Raw genomic sequence first — 26654 nt, 5'->3', positions numbered from 1 at the left:
CTCGGTCTGAACCTCGTTCCTCGCTGCGGGCTGGGAGAGCGTGCTTGCCGCCGGTCGGCGCGGCGGCGGGATGTGCGCCGCCCGCGCCCTCAGGGACGCCAGCGCGGGTCGAAACCGCTGGTCAGTTTGCGTTTGTTGTGGCGCCACTTGGGCTCGTGGTTCACCATGTCGTTCGTCAGGCCGCGCAGTCGCCGGATGACCGCCCCGTAGGGCTTGACCAGCATCGACGACAGGGTGCCGCCGGGCGGCTCGTCCATGAACGGCATGAACGCGTCGGGGAAGCCCGGCATGGTGCAGCCGATGCAGATACCGCCGACGTTGGGGCAGCCGCCGATGCCCGCCATCCAGCCGCGCTTGGGCACGTTGCAGTTCACGACCGGACCCCAGCAGCCCGTCTTCACCAGGCACTTGGGAGAGTTGTAGTCCATGGCGAAGCTCGCCTGCTCGTAGTACGAGCCCCGGTCGCAGCCCTCGTGCACCGTCTTTCCGAACAGCCACTGCGGGCGCAGCATGTGGTCCAGCGGCGGCGGCGGCGCCGTCCCCGCCGCGTGGTAGAGCACCCAGATCAGGGTCTCCATGAAGTTCTCCGGCTGGATCGGGCAGCCGGGCACGTTCACCACCGGCAGGCCGCTCTCCGCCTTGAAGTCCCAGCCCAGGTAGTCGGCCAGCCCCATGCAGCCCGTCGGGTTCCCCGCCATCGCGTGGATGCCGCCGTAGGTGGCGCAGGTGCCGGCCGCGACCACGGCCCAGGCCCGGGGGGCGAGTTGGTCGATCCACCAGTTCAGCGTCTGCGGCTCCCCGGTGTCCGGGTCGTTGCCGAACGACGTCCAGTAGCCGTCCCCGTCGATGATCCGCTGGTTCGGGACCGAACCCTCGATGACGAGAATGAACGGGGTCAGCTCACCACGTACCGCGGCCCGGTAGGGAGCGAGGAAGTCCTCGCCGCCCAGGCTCGGCGAGAGCACCTTGTTGACCAGGTTCACCTTCGGCAGGCCGGGGATGAGCCCCAGCACGACGTCCTCGATGGAGGGCTGGTCGGCAGCGGTCAGCGAGACGGTGTCGCCGTCGCAGCTCATGCCCTCGGAGATCCAGAGGATGGTGATCTCGTCGAAACCCGCACGCTCCTGGGGCGTCGCGGGCTCCCGGCTGACTTCAGCGGTGCCGCCTTGGGTCGTCATGTCGTCGGCCTCCCATGGAGTCGGTGGGGGAGTCGGTGGCAGGCGGCGGCCCGAAGGCCGCGGCATGCCGGGACGGACGTCGCGGTACCGGCCGGACCGGCCGGGGAGAACGCGTGGCCCTCCGGGCCACGGCGGCGCGACGCACCCGCCGAATCCCTTCACCAGGCTCACACCGGTCCGGGAGCACCGCTCGTTGTGTACGGGCAGTGGAGTGAACGGCGCCGCCGCCGGGGGGCGGCGCTCCTCGGCCGCGGCCCGTCAGAGCTCCGCGGTGGGCCAGCCGAGGAGGCGCGCGCCGATCACGGCGGTCTGGAGGGTGTAGCGGTGCACGGGGTCGGCCGGGTCGGCTCCGGTCAGCTTGTGGATGCGCTCCAGGCGGTAGGTGAAGGCGCGCACGCTGAGGTTGAGGCGGCGGGCCGCTTCCGCGGCCGTGCAGCCGGCGTCGAAGTAGGCGGTCAGGGTGTCAAGGAGCGGCTGGGCGCCGCCGCGGGCGGTCGTCAGCGGACCCAGCGTGTCGCGGACCAGATCGGCCATGGCCTGCCGGTCGCGGGTCAGGACGGGATACACGAGGAGGTCGGCGGACCGCAGAACGGGCTGCTGGAGGTCCAGCCGGTCGGCGAGCTCCAGGGCGTTGAGGGCCTCCTCGTAGGAGTGGACCACTCCCCCGGCGCCCGGGTGGGGGCGTCCGATGGCGACCCGGCCGCCGTCGGTGGAGGCGTACGCCTGCTTGGCGAAGAACGCCAGGACGTCGTCCTGGTCGCCCGGGGCGATGCAGATGAGCCGGCCGTCCTTGGTGGTGAGCAGGATCCGCCGGTCACCGAACCGGGCGACCACCTCGGTCTCGACGTACCGGGCGGCCGGGTGCGTGTCGTCGACGGGCTCCCCGCCCTGGGCGACGGCCACCGCGTGGGCGCGGGAGAACAGCAGTCCGTAGCGTTCCGCGCGTTCGCCCAGCCGCCCGAGGTCGCTGCGGCCGTACAGCAGGTCGTCGATGAACTCCCGGCGGGCGGCCTCCTCCTTGCGCATGGCGAGCTTCTGCGCACGGTCGTGGCCCTCGGCGAACGCGTCGATGGCCTGCTCCACCGCAGCGAGGACCTGTTCGACGCCGGCGGACGCCAGCGCGGGCGCGAAGGCCCTCGCCTCGGAGAGGTGCCGGCGGACGAGCCTGCGCAGCCCGTGGCCGTCCTCCGCCGCCCGTTCCCCATGGGCGCGCAGCAGGTCCAGCTCGTTCCGGGTCAGCCGGCGTCCGGTGGCACAGACGTCGGCCAGGATCTGCGCGTACCCCGTCAGATATTCGTCGGGTACCTCTGGCCCCGTCACTCGCCCTCCCCGGATCATCCCTGCACGTCATCGGCGTCGTCTTGACGCACACCCGACAAGATTGACAGACGGCTCCGCGCGCCCCGCACAGGGCGTGCAGTGTGACGTAACTCACCGCAAGAAGGCGGGCAAACGCATATAAACGCCCCATAAGGGGGAATTGCTCTATAGGAGAACTCCACACTGGCAACCTCATGGAGAGGAGACGGCAGTGATGTCGTATCCGCAGCACTCCACCGGAATGAGCTCGCACCCGGAGATCGCCGAGATGCGGGAGCGCCTCGAGCGGACGGCCGCCAGCAATCGGGCGATCATCATCGAGGGGCTGATCGTCCTGGCCGGTGTCTACGCCGCGATTTCCCCCTGGGTGGTGCACTTCACCGCCCAGCCCAGCCTCACCGTCAACAATCTGATCATCGGCATCACGGTCGCCCTGGTCGGCCTCGGCCTCACCCTGGCCCCCGAGCGCATGTTCCGCCTGGCTTGGATCCTCGCCCCGCTCGGCGTGTGGCTGCTCATCTCCCCCTGGGTCGTGCCCGCGGCCCACGGCTCCCGCGCCGGCGTCATCTGGAACAACTGCTGGCTGGGCGCGATCACAGCCCTGCTGGGGCTCGCCGCCATGGGGCTGACCGTCGGACTCACCCGCCGCACCCGCCAGTGACCGGACCCACCCGCCACACCCACCGGTGACGTAGGGACACCGGCACCCACCGGCCACAACGGAGGGCCCGCATCCACCGACCACAGAGGAATCCCGACCGTGGGCCGTACCCCGCACGACAGCGGGTACGGCCCGCTGTCATGATCAACATCCCATGGGGTTAGCATATGAGCGCCGCCTAGCTCGAAAGATAGATCTGTGACTGTCAACGACGACTCGTTCACCAACTGGAAGCACCGCGAAGAGATCGCGGAGTCGATGATCCCGATGATCGGGAAGCTGCACCGGGAGCGGGATGTCACCGTCCTCCTCCACAGCCGCTCCCTGGTGAACAAGTCGGTGGTGAGCATCCTCAAGACCCACCGGTTCGCCCGGCAGATCGCCGGTCAGGAGCTGTCCGTCACCGAGACGCTCCCCTTCCTGCGGGCCCTGACCACGCTCGACCTCGGGCCCTCCCAGATAGACATCGGCATGCTGGCCGCGACGTACCGCGAGGACGACCGCGGTCTGTCGGTGGAGGAGTTCACCGCCGAGGCCGTCGCCGGCGCCACCGGCGCCAACAAGATCGAGTGCCGCGAGGGGCGCGACGTCGTCCTCTACGGCTTCGGCCGCATCGGCCGGCTCGTGGCCCGACTGCTCATCGAGAAGTCCGGCTCCGGCAACGGCCTGCGACTGCGCGCCATCGTCGTGCGCGGAGGCGGCGAGCAGGACATCATCAAGCGCGCCTCGCTGCTGCGCCGCGACTCCATCCACGGCCAGTTCCAGGGCACCATCACCGTCGACGAGGCGAACAGCACCATCGTCGCCAACGGCAACGAGATCAAGGTGATCTACGCCGACGACCCGACGTCGGTGGACTACACGGCGTACGGCATCAAGGACGCCATCCTCATCGACAACACCGGCAAGTGGCGCGACCGCGAGGGCCTGTCCAAGCACCTGCGCCCCGGCATCGACAAGGTCGTGCTGACCGCGCCGGGCAAGGGCGACGTCCCCAACATCGTCCACGGCGTCAACCACGACACCATCAAGCCGGACGAGCAGATCCTGTCCTGCGCCTCCTGCACCACCAACGCGATCGTCCCGCCGCTGAAGGCGATGGACGACGAGTACGGCGTGCTGCGCGGCCATGTGGAGACCGTCCACTCGTTCACCAACGACCAGAACCTGCTGGACAACTACCACAAGGCCGAGCGCCGTGGCCGCTCCGCGCCGCTCAACATGGTCATCACCGAGACCGGCGCCGCCTCCGCCGTGGCCAAGGCACTGCCCGACCTCACGGCGAAGATCACCGGCAGCTCGATCCGCGTGCCGGTGCCGGACGTCTCGATCGCGATCCTCAACCTGCAACTGGCGCGCGGGACCAGCCGCGAGGAGGTCCTGGACTACCTGCGCAACGTGTCGCTGACCTCGCCGCTCAAGCGCCAGATCGACTTCACCAGCGCCCCCGACGCGGTCTCCAGCGACTTCATCGGCTCGCGCCACGCCTCGATCGTCGACGCCGGCGCCACCAAGGTCGAGGGCGACAACGCGATCCTCTACCTCTGGTACGACAACGAGTTCGGCTACTCCTGCCAGGTCATCCGCGTCGTCCAGTACGTCTCCGGGGTGGAGTACCCGACCTACCCGGCGCCCGCCGTCTGATCCGCACCCGTTGTCCGTCGGCGGGACGCGGTGTGTGAGACTGCGCCCCATGATCCGCACCGCGACCCCCGCCGACGTCCCCGTCATCCACGCCCTGATCCGCGAACTGGCCGAGTACGAGAAGGCCCTGGACGAGGTACGGGCGACGCCGGAGCAGCTCGCCGAGGCACTGTTCGGCGAGCATCCCGCGGCGTTCGCGCACATCGCGCAGGACGAGGACGGCGAAGCGGTGGGCTTCGCCCTGTGGTTCCTCAACTTCTCCACCTGGCGGGGCGTGCACGGCATCTACCTGGAGGACCTCTACGTCCGCCCGGAGGCCCGCGGCGGCGGGCACGGCCGGGCACTGCTGACGGAGCTGGCCCGGGTGTGCGTCGAGCGCGGGTACGAACGCCTGGAGTGGTCGGTCCTGAACTGGAACCGGCCGGCGATCGGCTTCTACGAGGCCCTGGGGGCACGCCCGCAGGACGAGTGGACGGTGTACCGGCTGACCGACGAGCCGCTGAAGGCAGTGGCCGCGGGGGCGTAGCCGGCCCCCGCGGACCGACCCGGCCGCGCCGCCCGCTCCGCCCGTCCCGCCCGCGTTGCCCACCTGCCCGCGCCGCCCTTTTTTTCCGGGCGGCGGGACACCGCCCCCGATGGCAACATGGCCGGTAGGGGTCCTGCCCGTGGATGAGGGTGAAGGCATGGGCGTCAACGGCATGAGTGGCGGCGGTCCGGGCGATCCGCTCATCACGACCACGGCGGTAGCGGTCGTCGACGCCGACGGGCTGATCACCTACTGGAGCCAGGGGGCCCAGGACCTGCTCGGCTACTCCGCCGCCGACGTCGTACGGCATCCCGCGCGGGCGCTGCTGCGCAGCCGCGACCCGACCGCCGCGATGTCCCGGCTGCGCCGGAGCGCCCGCGTCGGGAACGCGGTGGTCACGGTCCGCCACCGCGCGGGACACGCGGTGCGGCTCACGGTGCGCGTGTGCCCGCTGATGGCCGCCGACGGCCGCCGCGACTGGCTGGTCCTCGGGGCAGGCGTCCCGGCCGGCGCCCCTCCCGAAACCCACGCCACCGCCACCGCCCCCGCCGATGCCGACACGACCGGCACCGCCCCGACCGGAACCGGCGCGGGCAGGCCGTCGCCGGTCGTGACCCGGCAGACCCGGCGGACGTTCTCCGGGCAGCCCCAGGTCACCGTCGCCCTCGCACCGCCCCGGCACGGCAGGACGGGCCGGCTCGGCCGCGAGCGCACCCGGCCGCGCTCCTTCTTCCCGCTGCACGACAGCGCGGGCCGAACGCTCGGGATCTGCTACGCCGCCCGGGACGTCACCGTCCAGGACCCGACCCGCGAGCGGCTGGTGCTGCTGAACGCCGCCAGCGAACACATCGGAACCACACTGGATCTGGACCGGACGGTCCACGAGTTCGCGGAGGTCGCCGTCCCGCAGCTCGCCGACTTCGTGGCCATCGACCTCCTGGACGTCGCGACCACGGGGAAGGGCCCGCCCACCCGCTCGCCGGGCGGCCCCGTCACGCTGCGCCGGGCGGCCCATCTGTCGATCCACCCGAGCCTGCCCAAGGTGATCGCCGAGGTCGGCGAACCCATCCGGTACCCGCCGGGGTCCCTGCAGAACCGCTGCCTGGCCACCGGAGAACCCAGCCGTGAGGCCCTCGGCCCGGGGACGCCCTGGCTCCCCGACGACCCGGTCCGGTGGACCGGGATCAACCGGTTCGGCGTGCACACGCACCTGGTGCTGCCACTGCGGGCCCGCGGCGTCACGATGGGCGTGGTGACCCTGCTGCGCTGGGAGAACCCCGATCCCTTCACCGAGGACGACCAGCTCCTGATCGAGGATCTCGTGGCACGGGCCGCCGTGTGCGTGGACAACGCCCGGCGCTTCGCCCGCGAGCACCAGGCCGCGCTCACCCTCCAGACCAGCCTGCTGCCGCCCAACCTGCCCCCGCACAACGCCGTCGAGGTCGCCCACCGCTACCTCCCCGCCGACGCGGAGTCGGGAGTGGGCGGGGACTGGTTCGACGTCATCCCGCTCTCCGGTGCCCGGGTCGCGCTGGTGGTGGGCGACGTGATCGGGCACGGCCTGCACGCCGCGGCCAGCATGGGACGGCTGCGCGCCGCCGTGCAGACGCTGGCCGACCTGGACCAGTCCCCGGACGAGCTGCTGGCGCACGTGAACGACCTGGTGATGCGTCTGTCGGACGAGGCCGAGGCGGCCGCCGAGGGCCCGGCCGCGGCCGGCGCGACCTGCGTGTACGCCATCTACGACCCCATCGCCCGGACGATGGCCGTGGCCCGCGCCGGACATCCCACCCCGGCCGTCGCGCACCTGACCGAGCCCGTGGAGTTCCCCGACATCCCCGCCGGCCCACCCCTGGGGCTGGGCGGCCTGCCCTTCGAGTCGGCCGAGATCCCGTTGGAGGAGGGAAGCGTCGTCGCCCTCTACACCGACGGGCTGATCCAGACGTCGGACCAGGACGTCGACGTCGGCATCGAACGGCTGTGCTTCGCCCTGGCCCACCCCGACCGGCCGCTTGAGGAGATCTGCGACATCATGGTCCGCGCCCTGCTGTCGGACCGGCCGCGGGACGACGTCGCCTTCCTCGTCGCCAGGACGCGTGTCCTCAGCCCCGACCGCGTGGCGTCCTGGCACGTACCCGCCGACCCGTCGGCCGTGCGCGTGGTGCGCGACGACGTCAGCGACCGGCTGTCCCAGTGGAACCTCGATGAGCTGGCCTTCACCACCGAGCTGATCGTCAGCGAACTGGTCACCAACGCCATCCGGCACGCCCAGGCGCCGATCAATCTGCGGCTCATCCACGAGCGCACCCTGATCTGCGAGGTCTCCGACGGCGGCCACACCTCCCCGCACCTGCGGCGCGCGCGCAGCACCGACGAGGGCGGACGGGGCCTGTTCCTGGTCGCCCAGCTCGCCCAGCGCTGGGGCACCCGGTACACCGGCTCCGGCAAGACGATCTGGGCGGAGCAGCCCTTGCCCGCCGAAATCTAGGCGAAACCACCGCTCCACAATGGGATTGATCGGACATACCGGTCGCCCGGCAGGGAAGCGCGGTGTTAGAAATGATGACGTGGTCGGTTGTTCCCGCCAGCCCCGGAGGGCAGCGCAACCGCCGTTCGGTGAGCGGCGGGCGGACGATGAGGCCCGCCGCCGTCCGGTGACCTGGACGGCCCGGAGCGCCACCGGGTTTCGTTTTCCACCGATCTGGCGGCCCGGCACGGTGGCCGCGCAGGTCTTCCTGTTGCAGGTGATCGTCGTACTCGTGCTGGTCGCCGCGGCCGCCACCGCCGTGGTGCTCCAGCGGCGGTACGACGGGGAGAACACCGCCAAGGCACGCTCCCTGGCCGTCGCGGAGGCGTTCGCGCAGGCACCCGGTACGGCAGTGGCCCTCCAGTCGCCCGATCCGTCGGCGCTGCTGAAGGTCCCTGCGGAGAAGGCACAGGTGAGTTCCGGTGTCGACTACATCTCCGTGCTGAACGAGCGGGGCGTGCGGCTCACCGACCCGGAACCGCGGCTGATCGGCACCCCGGCGCAGGAGATCGGCCGGGCCATCGCGGGCAAGACCTTCACCGAGACGTTCCACGGCAGCCCCACCGACTCCGTACGCGCGGTGGTGCCCGTGGTGGGCGCCGGCCGGCACGTGATCGGCATCGTCACCGCGGGAATCGAGTACCAGACCCTGGGGCACCTGCTGGACCAGCAGATACCGATGGTGCTGGACGCGGCGGCGCTGGCCGTGGTGCTCGCGACCGGCGGTACCTTCCTCGTCAGCCGGCGGCTGCGCCGCCAGACCCGCGGTCTCGGCCCGACCGAGATGACCCGCATGTACGAGCACCACGACGCCGTCCTGCACGCGGTGCGCGAGGGCGTGCTGATCGTCGACGCCGACGGACGGCTCCTCCTCGCCAACGACGAGGCGCGCCGGCTGCTGGACCTCCCCCGCGACGCCGACCAGCCGCACGTCACGGACCTGGGCCTGGGGCCGGAGCTGACGCGGCTGCTGAAGTCGGGCCAGGTCGCGTCCGACGCGGTGTTCCCGGCCGGGGACCGGCTCCTGGCGGTCAACACCCGGCGCACCGCGCCGTACGGCAACGCTCCGGGCCTGGTGGCCAGCTTCCGTGACACCACCGAACTGCGCGCCCTGTCGGGCCGGGCCGAGCTGGCCCGGGAACGTCTGACGCTGCTGTACGAGGCCGGGGTGCGGATCGGTACGACGCTGGACGTACGGCGTACCGCTCAGGAGCTGGCCGAGGTGGCGGTCCCGCGGGTGGCGGACATCGTCACCGTGGAGCTGCTGGAGTCCGTGCTGCGCGGCGAGGAGCCCACCGGATCGACGCACCGGATGCGCCGCACCGCGCTGTACGAGGCGGACACGCACAGCCCGCTCCAGCCGGTGGGTGACCTCATCGAGTTCGTGGTGGCCGACACGTCGATGGGGGCGGCGCTGCGGCGCGGCGAGGCGGTGCTGGTACCGGATCTGCGCCGCGCGCAGGACTGGCGGTCCCGGGATCCCCAGGGCGCGGTCCGGGTGCTCGACCACGGCATCCATTCGCTGATCACCGTGCCCCTCAGGGCGCGGGGCGTACTCCTCGGCATGGTCAACTTCTGGCGGGATGCCGGCTCGGCCCGGTTCGAGGAGGAGGACGTCGCGGTCACCGAGGAGCTGGTGGCCCGGGCGGCGGTGGCGATCGACAACGCGCGCCGCTACTCCCGCGAGCACGCGATGGCGGTGACGCTTCAGCGCAGTCTGCTCCCCAGGGACCTGCCCGACCAGGACGCGCTGGAGGTGGCGTGGCGTTATCTGCCGGCCCAGTCCGGTGTGGGCGGCGACTGGTTCGACGTCATCCCCCTGCCCGGCTTCCGGGTGGCGCTGGTGGTCGGCGACGTCGTGGGGCACGGGCTGCACGCGGCGGTGACGATGGGCCGGCTGCGCACAGCGGTGCTGAACTTCTCGTCCCTGGACCTGCCTCCCGACGAACTGCTCGGCCATCTGGACGAGATGGTGATGCGGCTGGACACCCAGACGGCGAGCGCGGACGACGAGGTGTCCGCGGTCACGGGCGCCACCTGCCTGTACGCCATCTACGACCCGGTGGGCGGGCACTGCGCCATCTCCCGTGCGGGGCACGTCGTACCGGCCGTGGTGGATCCCATGGGCCGGGTGACCTTCCCGGACCTTCCCCTGGCACCGCCGCTGGGGGTGGGCGGGCATCCGTTCGAGACGGGTGAGCTGAGCCTGCCGGAGGGCAGCCGGCTCGTCCTGTTCACCGACGGTCTGATCGAGGACCGCGGGCGGGACATCGACGAGGGGCTGTCGATGCTCGCCGAGACCGCCGCGCCCGCGGACCGTACGCCGGAGGAGACCTGCCAGGCGCTGATGGAGGTCATGCTGCCGGAGCATCCGAGCGACGACGTGGCTCTGCTCGTCGCCCGGACGCGGCTGCTCGATCCGTCGCGGGTGGCGGTCTGGGACGTGCCGTTCGACGTGGAGGCGGTCTCCCGGGTGCGCGGCGAGGTGACCCGCCGGCTGCACGAATGGGGGCTGGAGGAGTCCTGCTTCGCCACGGAACTGGTGATCAGCGAGCTGCTGACCAACGCCATCCGCTACGGCGCCGAGCCGGTCCGGGTCAGGATCCTGCTCGGGCGCACGCTGATCTGCGAGGTATCGGACGGCAGCAGCACCTCGCCGCACCTCAGGCGCGCGGCGATCACCGACGAGGGCGGCCGCGGCCTGTTCCTGGTCTCGCAGTTCGCGGAGCGGTGGGGCACGCGTTATGTGCCGCAGGGCAAGGTGATCTGGGCGGAGCTGAGCCTGGACGGCCACCCGGAGCCGGACCCGGAGGCACTGCTGGACGCGATGGCGTGGTGAACGAAGCGGCGACGCCTCCTTCCGTACCGGGGCCGGGTGAGCGGCCGGCCACCGGAGCGGTCGCGCCGACCTGTCACCGGTGCGGCGGGCGCACGAGTGACCGCCACGGGCATCGCGGGTCCGGCCGCGCGAAACGCCGCCGTGACCGCCGTCGTCCGCCCCCACCCGGCTCTTCCGGCCCCCGTCGCGACCGCAGGTGCAAGGGGCGTACGTCTCACCCTGCGGGGCAGGGTCCGGTCTCCATGGGCCCGCGCGGCCTGTCCGGTCGTGGGCGCGGCGGGCAATGGCCGCCGGGTACCGGCACGGTGGCCGTCCAAGCGGACGACGGACGCCTCGGCGCCGGCCCGGCCGGCGAGACCGTGGCGACGAGGAGCACGAGCGCGACGGACCACCCCGGACCCACATTCCCGGCGCCGGGACGGAACGCCCGCTCATGCGGGAGTCGAACCGTGCGCGGTCCCTTGCCGCCGGGCGGCGGGTGCCACCCGAACAGGCGCCCGGCGCCAGGGACATCCCGGGGCTTCTGCCTTCGCGGCCCCGCCGCCCGGCCGTGCGGCGGCGGGACGCGTCCGCGGCAGCCGGCCGAGGGGTCGTCCCCGGCCCGTGAACCGGGTGGCTGCGCTCGCACCCCCTGCCGCAGCGGTGCACTGTGGTAGGCGTGAGTTCCTGGCAGGGGCGTTTCGCCGACCGGGCGCAGGGGCGGCAGTCGGGTCACATACTGTTGCTGATCCCGGTCGCGCTCATCGTCCTCATCACCGTGTCCGACATCGTGGCCCCTTCCGACATCGTGCTCGGCCCGCTGCTGGTGATAGCCCCGGCGATCACCGCCTGGTTCGAGGGGCCGTGGATGACAGGGGTCATCGGTGCCGCCGCGGTGGCGGCCCAGGGGTTCGCGGGCTGGCGGCTGGGCATCCTGCCGTCGCGGGAAGTGTTCGTGCAGATGATCGCCCTCGGGGTGCTCTCCTTGCTGGTCGTGGCCCTGTGCGCGGTCCGCGACCGCCGCGCGCGCGAACTGGCCCAGGTCCGGTCGGTCGCCGAAGCCGCGCAGCGGGTGCTGCTGTGGCCCCTGCCGACCCGGATCGGCCCGCTCCAGCTCGCCTCTCTCTACCTGGCCGCCGAGGACGAGGCGTCGATCGGCGGCGATCTCTACGCGGCCGCCCGCACCGACAGCGGTGCCCGGGTGATGATCGGCGACGTACGCGGCAAGGGGCTGCCCGCCATCGGCGAGGCGGCCCTGCTGCTCGGCGCCTTCCGCGAGGCCGCTCACCACCACGCCGCCCTGCCCTCGCTCGCCGCCTCCCTGGAGCGGAGCATCACCCGCTACCTCTCCGACTTCGAACCGGAGGAGGAGGCCGGGGAGCGCTTCGTCACCGCTCTGCTGCTGGAGATACCGGACGACGAGCCGGTCGTACGGCTGACCAGCTGCGGCCATGTGGCACCGCTGCTGCTGAGACCGGACAGATCGGTGACGATGCCGGACCTCACTCCCGCCCCGCCACTCGGGGTCGGCCTGACCGACCCCAACGGCTCCGTCGTCGACGAACTGCCCTTCCGCCTCGGCGACACCCTGCTGCTCTACACGGACGGGGCCGTCGAGGCCCGGAACGGCCGCGGCGTCTTCTACCCGCTGGTCGAGCGGACGGCCCATTGGGCCGACGGTTCCCCGGAGTCCCTGCTCCACCACGTTCAGCGCGACCTGCTCGCCCACACCGGCGGGCGCCTCGACGACGACGTGGCCCTGATCGCGATCCGCCGCGTCCCGGCCTCGCACACCGCTCACCGCTTCGGCCGGATGGTCCAGGCCCAGGCCCCCAGCTGAACGGTGCCATCGGGGAGATTCACCCCAGGGCTTGCCAAGATGATCACCAATGATCGTATAGTGACCGGCAGTTGGGCAACACGTGTCACCGGCGAGTGCCAGGCCTCCGAGCCGGCGCTCGACGCCGCCACCCCGCCGACGCAGGCCGGCTCCCCGCACTCCCACCCGTACGAGCACCTGGAAGGCGAACCACCCCATGACCGGCCGGACCACCGCCGACGAGAAGCTCACCTGGCTCCTGGAGGGCCTGCTGGAGCGGACCCCGGGCGCGCTGCACGCGCTGGTGCTGTCCCGGGACGGACTGAAGCTGTGCCGCACCCCGGAACTCACCCCCGACCAGGCCGACCAGCTCGCCGCGGGCATCCAGTCGCTGTCGCACGGTGCGTCCGTCGAGTTCGGCGACGGCACCGGCGGCGTCCGCTCGGCGATGACCGAGTTCTACGGAGGGGTGCTGTTCGTCGTCGAGGCCGGCGAGGGCGCTCATCTGGCGGTGATCACCACTGAGGACGCCGACGCCGGGCTCGTCGGGCACACGATGAGCGAACTCGTGGAGCAGCTCGGCGAGCACCTCACCGCGCCGCCCCGCGCCTCCTGAGCCGCGGCCCCGCACACCCGATTCAGAAGCGCCGGCGCTGAGTCCGATGGAACGCAGCGGTTGGACTTCAGGATCATGCTGGAGCAAGGTGGGGGCGTCCCCTCGATCCCGAGGAGACGCCCCTTCATCGCACCACCCGGAGACCACCCGATGACCTACGTCGCGGATCCTGAGCGTTACGACGGCACCATGCGCTACCGGCGCACCGGCCGCTCGGGGCTCGACCTGCCCGTCCTGTCCCTGGGCTACTGGCACAACTTCGGCGACGACCGGCCCTTCGAGACCCAGCGCGAGATCGCCCTGCGCGCCTTCGACCTCGGCATCACCCATCACGACCTGGCGAACAACTACGGCCCGCCCTACGGCTCGGCGGAGATCAACTTCGGCCGCCTGATGAAGCAGGACCTCGCGCCGTACCGGGACGAGATGGTGATCTCCACCAAGGCGGGCTGGGACATGTGGCCCGGCCCCTACGGCCAGGGCGGCGGTTCCCGCAAGTACCTGCTCGCCTCCCTGGACCAGTCGCTGAATCGCATGGGCCTGGACTACGTCGACATCTTCTACTCCCACCGGCTGGACGCGAGCACGCCGCTGGAGGAGACGATGGGCGCGCTGGACACGGCCGTCCGCCAGGGCAAGGCCCTGTACGTCGGCATCTCCTCCTACGACGCCGAGCGCAGCCGGCAGGCCGCCGCCATCCTGCGTGAGCTGGGCACCCCGATGCTCATCCACCAGCCCTCGTACAGCATGGTCAACCGCTGGATCGAGACCGAGGGACTGCTCGAGACCGCGGAGGAGGAGGGCTTCGGCGTCATCGGTTTCACCGCACTGGCCCAGGGGCTGCTGACCGGGCGCTACCTCGACGGCGTGCCGGAGGACTCGCGGGCCGCGCAGGGCACCTCCTTCGACACCGCCTGGCTGTCCGAGGACATGCTGCGCAGGCTGCGGGCCCTGAACGACATCGCGGCCCGCCGCGGGCAGACCCTCGCCCAGATGGCGCTCGCCTGGGCGCTGCGCGACGAGCGCGTCACCTCCCTGGTGATCGGCGCCTCCCGGGTGGAGCAGCTGGAGCAGAACGTGGCCGCGCTGGACCGCATGGACTTCAGCGCCGAGGAGCTGGCCGAGATCGACGAGTACGCCACCGACGGCGGCGTCGACCTGTGGCAGTCCGCCCGCACCGGAAAGCTCGCCTGACCCGCGCCGAAGGGTTCGTGGACGGGGCGGCCGGACTCCGTGGAGTCCGGCCGCCCCGCGCCCCGGCTGCCCCTACGGCCGTTTCGTGGGCCGTTTCGAGGCGCCGGGGCGCGTCCGTGGGGCGGTGGTGTCCGCCCGTTCGGCGAGGTCGACGACCGGTTTCTCAACTCATCTGGCAGGCAGCCCCGTTGAGGGTGAAGGTGGCCGGATTGCCGGTGTTTCCGGTGTGGTTGGCCTGGAAGCCCAGGGTGGTGGAGGCTCCGGGGGCCAGGTTGGAGTTGTAGGCGACGTTGCGGGCGGTGACGGCGCCGCTGGTCGGGGAGAAGGTGGCGTTCCAGCCGGAGGTGATGGTCTGTCCGGCCGGCAGGGTGAAGGCCAGCGCCCATCCGTCGATCGGCGCGGTGCCGGTGTTGGTCACCGTGATGGACGCGGTGAGCCCGGTGTTCCAGGCGCTGGTCGTGTACGCCACCCGGCAGGCGCCCGCCGGCGGGGTGGTGGGCGGGCCGGTCGGCGGCGGTGCGGTCGTGGAGTCCAGCCCGAAGAAGGAGATGGCACGGGCGGCCATGCCCGAGGTCGGCAGGGTGTGCCCGGTGCCCTGGATGCTGACGGCCTCGACGGGCGCCTGGGTGCCGGTGCCGCCGTAGCGCGTACGGGTCCAGGTGGACTGCGGGTGATCGGTGAAGGCGGGGGTCTGGCTCACGCCCAGGACGTCGGTCCACTGCTTGATCTCTTCACCGAAGTTCGGGTAGCGCAGGGTGGTGTCCTCGGTGCCGTGCCACACCTGCATGCGCGGCCGGGGCCCGTTGTAGCCGGGGTGGGCGCCGCGGGCCAGGTCGCCCCACTGCTGGGGTGTCCTGATCACGGTGCCGTTCGCGCAGGCGCTGTTCCACTCGGAGCCGTCGGTGGTGGCGAAGCAGCCGAAGGGCACGCCCATGAAGGCGGCGCCGGCCTTGAACACGTCGGGGTAGTCACCGAGCAGGACGTTCGTCATCATCGCCCCCGAGGAGGCGCCGGCGACGAAGACGCGTGCCGGGTCGGCCCCGTAGCGCTGCTGGGCGTAGGTGACCATCGACATGATGCCGACCGGGTCGCTCCCGCCGCCGCGTTTGAGCGCCTGCGGCGAGGACACGTCGAAGCAGCCGCCGCTGCGCGTGGCCGAGGGGTAGATGACGATGAAGCCGTACCGGTCGGCCAGCGACGCGAACTCGGTGCCCGAGTAGAACGCGGGCCCGGAGCCGGTGCAGTAGTGCACGGCCACGAGCACCGCGGGCCGGGCCGGCGCACTGTCCGGGCGGTACACGTACATGCGCAGCTTGCTCGGGTTCGCACCGAGCCCGGTCACCTCCGTCAGGGAGGCGGCGTGGGCGCTCGGCACGGCCAGCAGGAGTGCCGCGAGCAGGGGCGCCACACCCGTGAGCAGGGCTGTCAGCACGGTGCGTAGTCCGGGCCTTCTTCGGGTTCGGGGCATGTCGGCGTCCTTTGCTTCGAAACTTTCGTATCGATTTCGGGAAGGCGCCGGGTCACGCTAGAGGTGCCGCACAGTCGCGTCAACCACTGGGATCGCCTGTAACTCACAAAGGGACGGCGGGAGGTCGAGCTTCGGCCATCCCTCAGTACGGCATGCGCGAACCGTTGACCGGCTCCCGTTGTGTTCGTAACCTGCGCGTCACATTCGATGTTGACATCGAAACTTTCGAGAAAAGGAGATGGCATGCCCATGCCCAGACGGGCGGCGCAGGTGTTCACGGCCGTCCTGCTCGCCGCTTCCACCGTCACGGCCCTGTCCCACACCGCCGCGGCCGCCGACACACTGGGGTCGGCCGCGGCCGGAAAGGGCCGTTACTTCGGTGCCGCCGTCGCCGCGAACCACCTCGGCGAATCGGCCTACGCCGGCACCCTCGACCGCGAGTTCAACCAGGTCACGCCCGAGAACGAGATGAAGTGGGACGCCACCGAGGGCTCCCGCAACACCTTCACCTTCGGCAACGCCGACCAGATCGTCAGCCACGCCCAGACCCAGAACATGAAGGTCCGCGGGCACACGCTGGTGTGGCACTCCCAGCTCCCGTCCTGGGTCTCCGGCCTGGGCGCCACCGACCTGCGCTCGGCGATGAACAACCACATCACCCAGGTCATGCAGCACTACAAGGGCAAGATCTACGCCTGGGACGTGGTCAACGAGGCGTACCAGGACGGCTCCAGCGGGGCCCTGCGCAGCTCCCCGTTCGCGGACAAGCTCGGCAGCGGCTTCATCGAGGAGGCCTTCCGCACGGCCCGCAGCGTCGACGCGAGCGCCAAGCTCTGCTACAACGACTACAACACCGACGGTGTCAACGCGAAGAGCAACGCGGTCTACGCCATGGTCAAGGACTTCAAGTCCCGTGGCGTGCCGATCGACTGCGTGGGCTTCCAGTCCCACTTCAACAGCGCCTCCCCCGTCCCCTCCGACTACCAGGCCAATCTGCAGCGCTTCACCGACCTCGGGGTGGACGTGCAGATCACCGAGCTCGACATCGAGGGCTCCGGCACCGCCCAGGCCAACAACTACTCGAACGTCGTCAAGGCCTGCCTGGCGGTGACCCGTTGCACGGGCCTCACCGTCTGGGGGATCACCGACAAGTACTCCTGGCGCAGCAGCGGCACTCCCCTGCTGTTCGACTCCAACTACGGCAAGAAGCCCGCGTACGACGCGGCCCTCGCCGCGCTCGGCGGCTCGGGCACCGGCGGGGGCGGAGACGGTGGCGGCGGCAACCCGGGCGGCAACGGCTCCTGCACGGTCTCCTTCACCAGGACCTCGGACTGGAACGACGGCTACAACGGCGAGGTCGTCGTGAAGGCGGGCTCCGCCCCGATCAACGGCTGGACCGTGACGCTCACCTTCACCCCGCCGCAGAAGGTCGCCAGCCTGTGGAACGGCACCCCCAGCTGGGACAGCAGCGGCAACGTCATGACCGTGCGCGCCGCCTCCTACAACGGCAGTCTCGCGGCGGGCGCCTCGACCAGCTTCGGCTTCACCGCGGTGAAGAACGGCAACAACTCCACACCGACGCTCGGAACCTGCACCGCTTCCTGAACCGGGCCAGGGCACTTCACGCACGACCGGGGCGCGCCTCACGCGGCGCCCCGGTCGTGCCCCGTCCACGGCGGCCTCCGACCTGACTGACATGCCCTTGCCTGGAGCAATGCCGAGGCGGTGGCGGTGCGACGCAGCACGCTGGTGGTCTTGATCAAGCCCGCCGGGAGTACCTGTGAACAGGCCGCCTGAGTGTTTCCGCGAGGACCGTCGCCCGGAGCCGGGCGACGGCGCCGTGCGCCCGCCCGGACCCGCCACGCTCCCGCCGCCTCCCGGGTGCCGCCGGGGCGAGCGGTGAGGCGCCCCGGCCGCGGCACGGGCGAGGGCACCGGTACGCCGCGCACGCCCAGGACACCGAGGACGCAGTCGCCGTTGCCCGCCCAGCCCCTGTGGCTGCGCTGGCTGCCGGTCTTCTACGTCGTGGTGGTCCTCGCCGTCGAACCGGTCACCCCGGCACTGTGGCCGGTGAGCTTCGTGCTCACCGCCCTGCCGCTGGTGGCCGCGTTCGGGTACGGCCCCGGCGTGGTCGCCGCCGTCACGGTGTTCGCCATCGTCCTGGAGGGCGTCCTGGCCGGCACCCCGTGCTGCGCGGGCCGTACGGTGGGCAATCTGTGGGACCGCCACTACGTGGCCAACTACATCAGCACCTTCCTGGTGGGCATCCTCGGCACGATCCTCGCGGCGCACCGTGCGCGCCGGGAGCACACCCTCGCCACGGTGCGTTCCGTGGCGGAGACCGCGCAGCGCGTTTTACTGCGCCCGGTCCCCCACCGCCTCGGCCAGGTCTCCGTGGAGACCTTGTACCTCTCCGCGGCGGCCGAGGCACAGATCGGCGGCGATCTGTACGAGGCGGTGGCGACCGCGCACGGAGTGCGTCTGCTCATCGGCGACGTCCGCGGCAAGGGCCTGGTCGCCGTGGAGACGGCCGCGACGATGCTCGGAGCCTTCCGCGAGGCCGCTCCCGACGAGCCCGATCTGGCGGCTCTGGCCCGGCGCATGGAGCGCAGCATGAGCCGCTACGCCGCGCAGTTGCCCGGGGCCGAGGCGGCCGAGCGCTTCGTGACGGCGGTGTTCGCGGAGATCCCCGACGACGAGCACGTCGTGCGTCTCGTCAACTGCGGCCACCCGCCTCCGCTCCTCGTCAGCGGAAGCGGGGTCACCGAGCTGGAGGCGACCGAGCCCTCGCCGCCCATCAACCTCGCGGGACTGCTCGGCGGCGGGTACCACGTGGACGTCGAGCCCTTCCAACCCGGCGACAAGTTGCTGCTGTACACCGACGGTGTCACCGAGACGCGCGATCCCGCCGGCGCCTTCTACCCGCTCGCCGAGCGCGTCCGGCCCTGGGCCGGCCTTCAGCCCGGCGAGCTTCTGAAGCACCTGCACGCGGACCTGCTCGCCTACAGCGGTGGAAGCCTCGACGACGACCTCGCCGCCCTGGCCGCCCACCGCCTCCCCAACGAGCCCGCCCCTGAGCAGCGACACGGGGCGTGACCGAGGCGTCCGTTGAACGGCCCGTCGGGCACGACTTGGCACGGGCCGGCTCCGCCGCCAGGGGCGCACGGTTCCGGTGCCGGTCGGCGCCTGTGCGGGTCTGGTCGACACCGGCGACGCCGCGGCCGCCCCGCAAGCCCGGCACACCGCGCGGGCGCACGCCAACCAACCCACCCGCACACCCAGACCGGCCTGCCCACGCCGATCCCGTCGACCGACGGCATCGCGACCGCCCCGACATGCCCCCGGCCGACCCGCAACCCGGCACATCGCGCGTGCGCACGCGAACCGCGCACGCCCTGACCGGCCTGCCCGCGCCGATCCGGTCGGCCCGACGGCATCACGGCCACGCCGAAATGTCCCCGGCCGACCCGCAGCCCGGCACACCACGCGGGCACAAGCGAACCGCGCACACCAGGACGGCCTGCCCGCGCCGATCCGGCCGACCCGACGGCATCGCGACCGCCCCAACGTGCCCCCGCCGACCGGCAAGCACCCTGCGGGCTCGTACCGGTCGGCGCCCGTGTGCGGACGAGGTCGCACGCCGGCTCGGGCAGGCCCGCAGGGGCCGGTTCGCCGCGGGGTCACGGGACCTGTGAGGCATCGCCGGGGCGGGCCGGCAGGGCCAGGTGGTCGAGGTCCGCCGGCCGGGGTGACGTCACCGGCCACAGGGGGGCCGGGGTGCCGTCGGCGACCGCGGCCGGGGCGTCGGTGAGGTTCATGCGGTCGCGCAGACGGCCGTAGAAGTCCATGGGGCCCAGCCGGACGGCCCGCAGCCGGCGCGGGGAGGCGTAGACGCCGATCCAGTCGCCGGGGTCGAGCACACCGCGCAGCTGACCGTCGATGCTGACGGCGGCCTGGCCCGAGCGTTCCAGGACGCGCATGCCGACCGGCTCGTCCGGCGCGGCCACGACCGAGCGGTTGAACGCCATGTGCGGGGCGACCGGCGTGAAGACGAGGGCGTCCGCGCGGGGCGAGACGACCGGGCCCCCGGCGGCGAAGCTGTAGGCCGTGGAGCCGGTGGGCGTGGCGACCAGCAGCGCGTCGGCAGAATAGGACGCCAGGAGTCGGCCCGCGAGGTATACGCCGACGGACACCTGCCGGTCCCGGGCCAGCTTCTCCACCACGACGTCGTTCAGCGCGCTGACGTTCATCGCGATGCCCCAGTCTCCGCCCGCCTGGCAGTCGGCGCGGACACGCGGTGGCGGCAGCAGCGGGCGGCGGCCGTAGCGCATCAGCTCCTCGATGTCGGCGGGCACCTCCAGGCGGCGCGAGGCGCGCAGGGTGAGCATCATCCGGCTCTCCACCGTGAGGCGCTCCGCGACGACGGCGTCCAGCGCGGCACGTACGACCGTGACGGGCACCTCCGTCAGGAAACCCACCCGGCCGAGGTCGACGCCCAGGACCAGGGCGTCGTTCACGGCGGCCAGCCGGGCACCGCGCAGGAACGTGCCGTCGCCGCCCAGGGTGACGATGAGGTCCGGGTCGCCCGCGGCCTCGACCTCCTCCCGGGAGCTGCGCCGCCCTCCGTCGTGCCACACATCGATGTCCGCGCACCCCACACCATGCTCGTCGCACCACTCGCGCACGATGCGGGCGGCGGCCGCGGCCTCACCGCGCCCGCCGTGGACGACCAGGCCGATACGACGCACCGTCACCTCTGCCTCCGGATCTGCGCACCCGAGCCGACTCGATGCCGGACGCCATCCTCACCGCACGGTGCGCACCTCGCGGAACGCCACGCCGCCGGACGGCACCGCGTCCGACCGCGTCCGACCGGTACTGGCCGCGGCGCGGGCAGCACCCCCGAGTTCCCCCGCCTCAGGTGCGGAAACACGGGAGTTCCCGGCGTGTTTTCCCGCGTAAGCAGGGCATTCGATGTGTCCGGAGGTCGATACCCATGGTTCCCTTGCTACTGGTTCTCCTGCTCGCCCTGATCCTCTTCGGCATCGGGTTCGCCCTGAAGGCGCTGTGGTGGATCGCGATCATCGTGCTCGTGCTGTGGCTGCTCGGTTTCGTCGTACGGCCCGCGGGCGGCGGCGGCCGGAGGGGCCGCTGGTACCGCTGGTGACGGTCGTCGCCGCGGTCGGCGGCGGTCGGAGTGGAGCCGTGCGCCCGGTGATCGTGCCGGGCGCACCGTTCTGCGCGGGGGCGTCAGCCTGCCCACGCCAGGAGCCGTTCGCCCGGCTCCTGTTCCCTCAGCTGGGCCAGTGACTGCTTCTCCAGCTGGCGCACGCGCTCACGGGTCAGGCCCACGTGCTGGGCGACCTCCTTCAGGGTGCGCTGGTGCCCGTCGTGCAGGCCGTACCGCAGGCTGAGGATGAGGGCCTCGCGCGGCGCCAGTGTGTCGACGGCCTCCCGCAGTTCCTCGGCCAGCGCCTGGTACTCGGCGACCTCGGGGGCCTGCAGCACCTCTGTGTCGGAGATGAGATCGCCGACCACCGTCTCGCCGGTGTCGTCCACCGGCATGTCCAGGCTGATCACCTGCCGGCCGACGCGGCGCAGCCACACGACCCTGTCCTCGGCGAGGCCGCTCTCGCGGGCGACCTCCTCGACGGTCGGCTCGTGTTCGAGGTTCAGCTGCAACTTGCGTTCGATCTTGGCGAGCTTCTGCAACTGCTCCACGACGTGCATCGGCAACCGCACGGAACGCGCGTGCGTGGCGAGGCCGCGCTCCATCGCCTGGCGGATCCACCAGGTGGCGTAGGTGGAGAACTTGAACCCCTTGGTGTGGTCGAACTTCTCCACGGCCCGGATCAGCCCGAGGTTGCCCTCCTGGATGACGTCGAGCAGTGGCAGCCCGCGGTGGGCGTGGCGTTTGGCCATCGCCACGACCAGCCGGAGGTTGGCCCGCACCATGTGGTCCTTGGCCTCCTGGCCGTCCCGCGCGGCGGCCTCCAGTTCCCGCCGGCGCTCCGGCGCGAGTTCCTCACCGTCCTCGTCGGCCTGCCGCAGTTCCGCCACGGCGTGCAGACCGGCCTCGATGCGCTGGGCGAGCCGTACCTCGCCCTCCGCGTCGAGCAGCGGTGTCGCCCCGATCTGGCGCAGGTACTGACCGAGCAGGTCGGGTTCGCCGTCGGGTTCGGGCACCGCGTCGTACCGCTTGGTGGCACGGACCGGCACCCGTCGTCCGGTGCGTGCGGACGCCGCCGTCCTCTGCTTCGCGGGAGCCATCGCGCGCTCCTCATCTCCTCGCGGCCGCCGCTCGGGTACCCGGAGCGGCCACGGTCTATACGTCCCGGCCGGGGTACGGGTGCTCGCCCGTGCCCCGGCCGCTGGGAGCCACAGGGCCCGGCGGCGGACGGGGGGGTCAGGCCTCGGGAGCCCTCCGTCCGATGCGGACCTGCCATCGCGTGGGTCCGGATTCGAGGTAGTCCCAGGTGAACATGCCGGGATGGGTGGCTTCGAACTCGCGGCGCAGCGGCTTGGGGTCGTGGTTGTTGACCAGGGTGAACGCTGCGCCGGGCCCCAGGCGTGCGAAGCGGGCGAAGATGCGCGGGTGGCGCCTGCCGTGCGGGATCGAGGTGACGTCGACGACGGCGGGCCGGTCGAGCCGGCCGCCCTCGAGCAGGGTCTCGAAGTCCGCGGTCAGGATCGGCAGGTCGGCGCCGGGCAGGAGGGCGAGCGCGGGCAGCAGCACGTCCTGTTCGACGGCGAGATGGACGGTGAGGAGGCTCGTGACGTCCCGGGCGGCACCGGCCGCGGAGTCCGTGTCGTCGGCCGAGGCGAGCGTGTCGATCCGGGCGGCGACAGCGGCCGCCGTGGCCCGTAGAGCCCTGATCAGCAACCGGGTCTCGACCGCACCCGCGGCCGGTGCGTACAGCGCCTGGTCGGCCGCGGCCAGGTGGCGGCGCACCTCGCCGGTGCAGAAGTCGGTCAGGGCCGCCCGTGCCCGCTCCCGGTCGGCGCGGCCCAGACGGAGTTCGGTCAGCAGCGCCGTCTTGGACCGCAGCGCGGTGAGCAGGCGGTGCCGCGCGGCCAGGATCGCGGCCTCGGCCAGGACGGCCGGGTCGGTCGTGGTGTTGCGGATGTGGACCTCGAAGGACTGTGCCACGGCTGTCCCCTTCTCGCTCTGGCTCGTCGCCCACGCCGACACCCCGGCGATTCCCCAATTATTACATGTGTTATTCGTAAAAATAACGGGAGGTGTGGGGTCCAGCTCCGGTCTCGGCCCGGCGCCGCCGAGCCGAGACCGGTGGAGCGCGGCCATCCCCTGAGCGCGGCGGGCGACCGCCGGGGTCAGGACGTCTTGGTCACCGTCAGCAGGGCCGCGGCGTCCTCCAGTGCCTCCAGGCTGTGCCGGGCCTGCGGCACGATGAGCAGGTCCCCCGCCATGCCCTCCCACGACGTGTCGCCGCTGCGCAGCACCACCCGTCCGCGCAGCACCAGCACGGTCGCCTCGCCCGGGTTGTCGTGCTCGGCCAGGGCCGCGCCGGCCCGCAGAGTGATGAGGGTCTGGCGCAGTACGTGCTCGTGGCCGCCGTAGACGGTCTCCGCGCTGCGGCCGGCCGAGGACGCCTCGGCCCGTCCGAGGTGCTCGCGTGCGAGGGCGTCGAGGGAGATCTTCTGCATCGCTGTGACTCTTCCTCACGAGGGGAGCTGAGCTGGGCAGTTCCGTAGCGTACGCCGGTGCGCCGCCGCCTTCGGGCTTTCCCCCTCCGGCTCGTGGCGGGCGGGCGGAAGCCGCCCCCCTTCGACCCGGCGTAAGGTGGCCGTGCCGGGCCCGGACGGTGAGGACGAGCACCGGCCCCGCCGGGAGGTGCCCCATGTCGGACGATCCATGGCGGCCGGAGCCGGAAGAGGCGGTCGGCCACGGGGACGCCGCGGTCCAGGGAAGCGGCCGGACACCGGGTGATGAGGCCTTCGAGGAACTCAGCGCCCAGATCCGGCAGCTCAGCCTGGACCGCCGCAGGCTGCACCGCCTGCTGGACGCGGTCGTGGCCATCAGCGCCGACATGGACACCCGCACCGTACTGCGACACCTGGTGCAGGCGGGCACCGACCTCGTCGCCGCACGCTACGGCGCCCTCGGCGTGCTCGGCGAGGGCGGGGAGATCGTCGACCTGATCACCGTCGGCGTCGACGGCGAGCGGCTCCTGGCCGAATCCGGGCTCCCGCAGAGCCACGGGCTGCTGGGCCGGCTGATCGAGGAGCCCAAGGCGCTGCGGGTCGACGACATCGCCGCCGATCCCCACTCGGTCGGCTTCCCGGACGGCCACCCGGTCATGACCACGCTGCTCGGGGTCCCGCTGACCGTGCGCGACACCGTCTACGGCAACCTCTACCTGGCGGACAAGGAGGACGGCACGCCGTTCGCCGACGCCGACGAGACCCTGTTGACCGCACTGGCCAGCGCCGCGAGTGTCAGCATCGAGAACTCCCGCCTGTACGGGCGGCTCAAGCGGGCCGCCGAACAGTTCCAGCGCCGTCTGCTGCCGGTGCTGCCCGACCTGTCCCCGCTGCGGGTGGAGGCCCGCTACGAGCCGGCGTCCGAGCTTCCCCAACTCGGTGGTGACTGGTACGACGCCCTCGGACTGCCCGACGGGGCGGTCCTCGTCGTCGTCGGTGACGTGACCGGCCACGACGTGGAGGCGGCGCCGATGATGGGGCAGATCCGCAACATGCTGCGGGCCCTGGCCTTCGACCGGTGCGGGCCGCCCAGCATGATCGTGGACAGGCTCGACCGGGCACTGACCGCGCTCACCGATCCGCCCGCCGCCACCCTGATCCTGGCCCGCATCGAGCGGGAACCGGACGCCGGGTACACCCTGCGCTGGACCAACGCCGGGCACCCACCGCCGCTGCTGATCACTGCCGAGGGCGCGGCGCACTGCCTCGCTCCCGACACGCACGGCATCCCGGTCGGCGTCGAACCGGGCCTGCCCCGTCCCGACCACTGGCAGCCGCTGCCCCCGGAGAGCACCCTGCTGCTGTTCACCGACGGCCTGATCGAGCGCCGCGACCGGGACATCGACGCCGGCCTGCGGGATCTGGCGGACCATGCCGCCGCCCTGGCCTCCGCCCCGCTGGACGCGCTGTGCGACGCGCTGCTCGGCCGCCAGGACGGCTACGACGACGACGTGGCGCTGCTGGCCCTGCGCGTGCCACGCCTGCCGGACTGAGCGCACGTCCGGGCATCCGCCGCTCCCCCGGACGGCCCAACAGCGCTGGGCAGGAGGGGGAGAGGGCGCGTGAGCGGTGGGCATGTGGTGGAAGGCATGGCGAACCTGCGAGTCGGAGGAGAGCCAGATGCCGGATGCTGTGGTCGAGGGTGCCGCGGGCGGCGACGGTGCCGTGCCGGTCGGCTCCGGCGGGCGGCCCTTCGAGCAGGTGGGCGCGGTCGCCGACGCCGTCCTCTACGAGGGCTACCTGCTGTATCCGTACCGCCGCTCCTCCCCCAAGAACCGCGTCCGGTGGCAGTTCGGGGTGCTGCTGCCGCGCGACTGGGTGGAGCACGACGGGCCCGTCACGGTCGGCGTGTCCGGCTCCGCCGACTCCTGGTACCAGCAAACCGAGTGCCTGCTGCGGGTCCACGGGCCCGACGCCGTGCTGTGGATCAGGGTGCGTTACCTCCAGACGCAGCACAAGCAGGTGGAAGAGACCGGCCCGGACGGCGGGCACCACCCCGTGGAGTCGCTGCGGACCGGCGACGGCACGACCCACCTGACCTTCGACGAGGCGGTGCCGCGCGAGACCGACCTCGTCGTGCCGCTGGAGGACCTGCTGCGGCGGGAGTGCACCGCCCCGGTGGGAACGGCGGGCGGCGAGGAGAGCGAGTCGCTGCCCGGGGGCGCCGGGCGGATCGTACGGCGGCGCGCGGAGATCCGGGCGGACACCACGCTCACGGCCGAACGCGTCGCGGACGGACTGGTCCGGCTGCGCGTACGTACCGAGAACACCGGGCACGCGGCGGACCCGCGGGCCCCGCGCGACGCGGCGCTGCGCCAGGCGCTCATCGCCACGCACACCCTCGTCGGCGGCACGGACGTGGAGTTCGTCTCGCTGACCGACCCGCCCGCGGATCTGCTGGAGCACGTCCGCGACTGCCGCAACGCGTTCACCTTCCCCGTCCTCGGCGGCGAACCGCCCGCCGCGGACGGCGGCACCGACGCCGCGCGCCACGCCCAGTCGCCGGACGGTGGCACCGGACCCGTACTGCTCTCCGCGCCGATCATCCTGCCCGACCGTCCCCAGGTCGCGCCCGAGAGTCCGGGCGACCTGCACGACGCGGCGGAGATCGACGAGATCCTGACGCTGCGGACGATGCTCCTGACCGACGAGGAGAAGCGCGAGGCGCGCGCCACCGACCCGCGCGCCGCCGAGATCCTCGACCGGGTGGACAGCATGCCGCCGGAGGTCCTCTCCCGGCTGCACGGCGCCATCCGCTCGCTGGCACCCGCCGCGCCCGCCGCCACCGCCACCTCGGGGGGCCTTGCCGCGGAGCGGCCCGCCTGGTGGCAGGAGGGCGGTGACGACGGCCTCTCCCCCACCACCGAGACGGTGCTCGTCGACGGCGTTCCCGTGGCAGGCGGCAGCCGTGTCCGGCTGCGTCCGCGGGGCCGGGGTGCCGACGCCCAGGACATGTTCCTGACCGGACGGACCGCGCGGGTGGCCGCGGTCTTCCACGACGTGGACGGCAGCGTGCACCTCGCCGTCACCCTCGACGACGATCCCGCGGCCGAACTGCACACCTGGTACGGCCGCTTCCACTACTTCCGGCCCGACGAGCTGGAGCCGTACACCGCCACCGATTCCCGGAACCCGAACAGCGAGGGGCAGTAACTCAC

General features: G+C 72.2%; 20 protein-coding genes. 13 read left to right on the top strand and 7 right to left on the bottom strand.

What is annotated here, in order from left to right; translation table 11 throughout:
* Positions 1 to 89 precede the first annotated feature (89 nt).
* Together ABZ818_RS37515 and ABZ818_RS37510 are read right to left on the bottom strand one after the other, a co-directional pair.
* Positions 90 to 1178 carry a hydrogenase expression protein HypE gene (locus ABZ818_RS37515; protein ID WP_361425204.1) on the bottom strand — a complete coding sequence of 363 codons (1089 nt, stop codon included), beginning with the start codon at positions 1176 to 1178 and terminating at the stop codon, positions 90 to 92.
* Between the two features lie 258 nt (positions 1179 to 1436).
* A complete protein-coding gene (locus ABZ818_RS37510; protein WP_361425201.1) occupies positions 1437 to 2516 on the bottom strand; it encodes a helix-turn-helix domain-containing protein in 1080 nt (359 codons plus the stop codon).
* A 196-nt stretch (positions 2517 to 2712) separates the two neighbouring features.
* On the opposite strand from ABZ818_RS37510, the gene ABZ818_RS37505 reads away from it, so the two are divergent.
* The 8 genes from ABZ818_RS37505 (at position 2713) to mgrA (ending at position 14303) form a co-directional block, all read left to right on the top strand.
* Complete coding sequence (locus tag ABZ818_RS37505; protein WP_361425198.1) at positions 2713 to 3159, top strand: SPW repeat protein; 447 nt, start codon at positions 2713 to 2715, stop codon at positions 3157 to 3159.
* Positions 3160 to 3357: 198 nt separating this feature from the next.
* Positions 3358 to 4803, top strand: a complete 1446-nt coding sequence (locus tag ABZ818_RS37500) for a glyceraldehyde-3-phosphate dehydrogenase (protein WP_361425195.1) — start codon at positions 3358 to 3360, stop codon at positions 4801 to 4803.
* Between the two features lie 49 nt (positions 4804 to 4852).
* The gene (locus ABZ818_RS37495; protein ID WP_361425192.1) at positions 4853 to 5329 is read left to right on the top strand and encodes a GNAT family N-acetyltransferase; all 477 of its coding nucleotides are present in this window, start codon (positions 4853 to 4855) and stop codon (positions 5327 to 5329) included.
* Between the two features lie 139 nt (positions 5330 to 5468).
* Entirely contained in the window at positions 5469 to 7817 is a 2349-nt protein-coding gene (locus ABZ818_RS37490; RefSeq protein ID WP_361425189.1) for a SpoIIE family protein phosphatase, read from the top strand.
* 229 nt (positions 7818 to 8046) lie between these two features.
* Positions 8047 to 10695: a SpoIIE family protein phosphatase gene (locus tag ABZ818_RS37485; protein ID WP_361425186.1), complete on the top strand. Its 2649-nt coding sequence runs from the start codon at positions 8047 to 8049 to the stop codon at positions 10693 to 10695.
* 658 nt (positions 10696 to 11353) lie between these two features.
* Positions 11354 to 12514, top strand: a complete 1161-nt coding sequence (locus ABZ818_RS37480; protein WP_361425183.1) for a PP2C family protein-serine/threonine phosphatase — start codon at positions 11354 to 11356, stop codon at positions 12512 to 12514.
* Between the two features lie 196 nt (positions 12515 to 12710).
* Positions 12711 to 13109 carry a roadblock/LC7 domain-containing protein gene (locus ABZ818_RS37475; protein ID WP_361425180.1) on the top strand — a complete coding sequence of 133 codons (399 nt, stop codon included), beginning with the start codon at positions 12711 to 12713 and terminating at the stop codon, positions 13107 to 13109.
* A 150-nt stretch (positions 13110 to 13259) separates the two neighbouring features.
* Positions 13260 to 14303, top strand: coding sequence for an L-glyceraldehyde 3-phosphate reductase (mgrA, locus tag ABZ818_RS37470; RefSeq protein WP_361425177.1), 1044 nt, complete (start codon positions 13260 to 13262; stop codon positions 14301 to 14303).
* A 163-nt stretch (positions 14304 to 14466) separates the two neighbouring features.
* Here mgrA and ABZ818_RS37465 read toward each other — a convergent pair whose 3' ends face one another.
* Entirely contained in the window at positions 14467 to 15771 is a 1305-nt protein-coding gene (locus ABZ818_RS37465; RefSeq protein WP_361425174.1) for a PHB depolymerase family esterase, read from the bottom strand.
* 243 nt (positions 15772 to 16014) lie between these two features.
* Between ABZ818_RS37465 and ABZ818_RS37460 the strand changes: the two genes are divergently transcribed.
* Positions 16015 to 17376 carry an endo-1,4-beta-xylanase gene (locus ABZ818_RS37460; protein WP_361425171.1) on the top strand — a complete coding sequence of 454 codons (1362 nt, stop codon included), beginning with the start codon at positions 16015 to 16017 and terminating at the stop codon, positions 17374 to 17376.
* A 372-nt stretch (positions 17377 to 17748) separates the two neighbouring features.
* The gene (locus ABZ818_RS37455; RefSeq protein ID WP_361425168.1) at positions 17749 to 18867 is read left to right on the top strand and encodes a PP2C family protein-serine/threonine phosphatase; all 1119 of its coding nucleotides are present in this window, start codon (positions 17749 to 17751) and stop codon (positions 18865 to 18867) included.
* A 584-nt stretch (positions 18868 to 19451) separates the two neighbouring features.
* Here ABZ818_RS37455 and ABZ818_RS37450 read toward each other — a convergent pair.
* Complete coding sequence (locus ABZ818_RS37450) at positions 19452 to 20525, bottom strand: NAD(+)/NADH kinase (protein ID WP_361425165.1); 1074 nt, start codon at positions 20523 to 20525, stop codon at positions 19452 to 19454.
* A 242-nt stretch (positions 20526 to 20767) separates the two neighbouring features.
* Between ABZ818_RS37450 and ABZ818_RS37445 the strand changes: the two genes are divergently transcribed.
* The gene (locus ABZ818_RS37445; protein ID WP_361425162.1) at positions 20768 to 20938 is read left to right on the top strand and encodes a hydrophobic protein; all 171 of its coding nucleotides are present in this window, start codon (positions 20768 to 20770) and stop codon (positions 20936 to 20938) included.
* 83 nt (positions 20939 to 21021) lie between these two features.
* On the opposite strand, the gene ABZ818_RS37440 is transcribed toward ABZ818_RS37445, so the two are convergent.
* The 3 genes from ABZ818_RS37440 to ABZ818_RS37430 form a co-directional block, all read right to left on the bottom strand.
* A complete protein-coding gene (locus ABZ818_RS37440; protein ID WP_361425159.1) occupies positions 21022 to 22041 on the bottom strand; it encodes a sigma-70 family RNA polymerase sigma factor in 1020 nt (339 codons plus the stop codon).
* Between the two features lie 136 nt (positions 22042 to 22177).
* Entirely contained in the window at positions 22178 to 22921 is a 744-nt protein-coding gene (locus tag ABZ818_RS37435) for a DUF2249 domain-containing protein (protein WP_361425157.1), read from the bottom strand.
* A 185-nt stretch (positions 22922 to 23106) separates the two neighbouring features.
* On the bottom strand, positions 23107 to 23439 hold the full coding sequence (locus tag ABZ818_RS37430) for a cupin domain-containing protein (protein ID WP_361425154.1): 333 nt from the start codon (positions 23437 to 23439) through the stop codon (positions 23107 to 23109).
* A 194-nt stretch (positions 23440 to 23633) separates the two neighbouring features.
* On the opposite strand from ABZ818_RS37430, the gene ABZ818_RS37425 reads away from it, so the two are divergent.
* Positions 23634 to 24989 (top strand): GAF domain-containing SpoIIE family protein phosphatase, encoded by a 1356-nt coding sequence (locus ABZ818_RS37425; RefSeq protein WP_361425151.1) that lies wholly within the window; start codon positions 23634 to 23636, stop codon positions 24987 to 24989.
* Between the two features lie 127 nt (positions 24990 to 25116).
* Positions 25117 to 26649, top strand: coding sequence for a hypothetical protein (locus tag ABZ818_RS37420; RefSeq protein ID WP_361425148.1), 1533 nt, complete (start codon positions 25117 to 25119; stop codon positions 26647 to 26649).
* Positions 26650 to 26654: the final 5 nt, after the last annotated feature.

Origin of the sequence: Streptomyces sp. NPDC047453, from assembly GCF_040643155.1 — a bacterium.
In the GTDB taxonomy this organism is placed as follows: Bacteria; Actinomycetota; Actinomycetes; order Streptomycetales; family Streptomycetaceae; genus Streptomyces.
The sequence above is the reverse complement of the archived record's forward strand: the minus strand, read 5'-3'. Positions and strand labels throughout refer to the sequence as shown.

Coding starts and splice junctions, on each gene's coding strand:
- ABZ818_RS37515 (WP_361425204.1), bottom strand. CDS start 1,178: ATGACGACCCAAGGCGGCACCGCTGAAGTCAGCCGGGAGCCCGCGACG.
- ABZ818_RS37510 (WP_361425201.1), bottom strand. CDS start 2,516: ATGATCCGGGGAGGGCGAGTGACGGGGCCAGAGGTACCCGACGAATAT.
- ABZ818_RS37505 (WP_361425198.1), top strand. CDS start 2,713: ATGTCGTATCCGCAGCACTCCACCGGAATGAGCTCGCACCCGGAGATC.
- ABZ818_RS37495 (WP_361425192.1), top strand. CDS start 4,853: ATGATCCGCACCGCGACCCCCGCCGACGTCCCCGTCATCCACGCCCTG.
- ABZ818_RS37475 (WP_361425180.1), top strand. CDS start 12,711: ATGACCGGCCGGACCACCGCCGACGAGAAGCTCACCTGGCTCCTGGAG.
- mgrA (WP_361425177.1), top strand. CDS start 13,260: ATGACCTACGTCGCGGATCCTGAGCGTTACGACGGCACCATGCGCTAC.
- ABZ818_RS37465 (WP_361425174.1), bottom strand. CDS start 15,771: ATGCCCCGAACCCGAAGAAGGCCCGGACTACGCACCGTGCTGACAGCC.
- ABZ818_RS37460 (WP_361425171.1), top strand. CDS start 16,015: ATGCCCATGCCCAGACGGGCGGCGCAGGTGTTCACGGCCGTCCTGCTC.
- ABZ818_RS37445 (WP_361425162.1), top strand. CDS start 20,768: ATGGTTCCCTTGCTACTGGTTCTCCTGCTCGCCCTGATCCTCTTCGGC.
- ABZ818_RS37440 (WP_361425159.1), bottom strand. CDS start 22,041: ATGGCTCCCGCGAAGCAGAGGACGGCGGCGTCCGCACGCACCGGACGA.
- ABZ818_RS37430 (WP_361425154.1), bottom strand. CDS start 23,439: ATGCAGAAGATCTCCCTCGACGCCCTCGCACGCGAGCACCTCGGACGG.
- ABZ818_RS37425 (WP_361425151.1), top strand. CDS start 23,634: ATGTCGGACGATCCATGGCGGCCGGAGCCGGAAGAGGCGGTCGGCCAC.
- ABZ818_RS37420 (WP_361425148.1), top strand. CDS start 25,117: ATGCCGGATGCTGTGGTCGAGGGTGCCGCGGGCGGCGACGGTGCCGTG.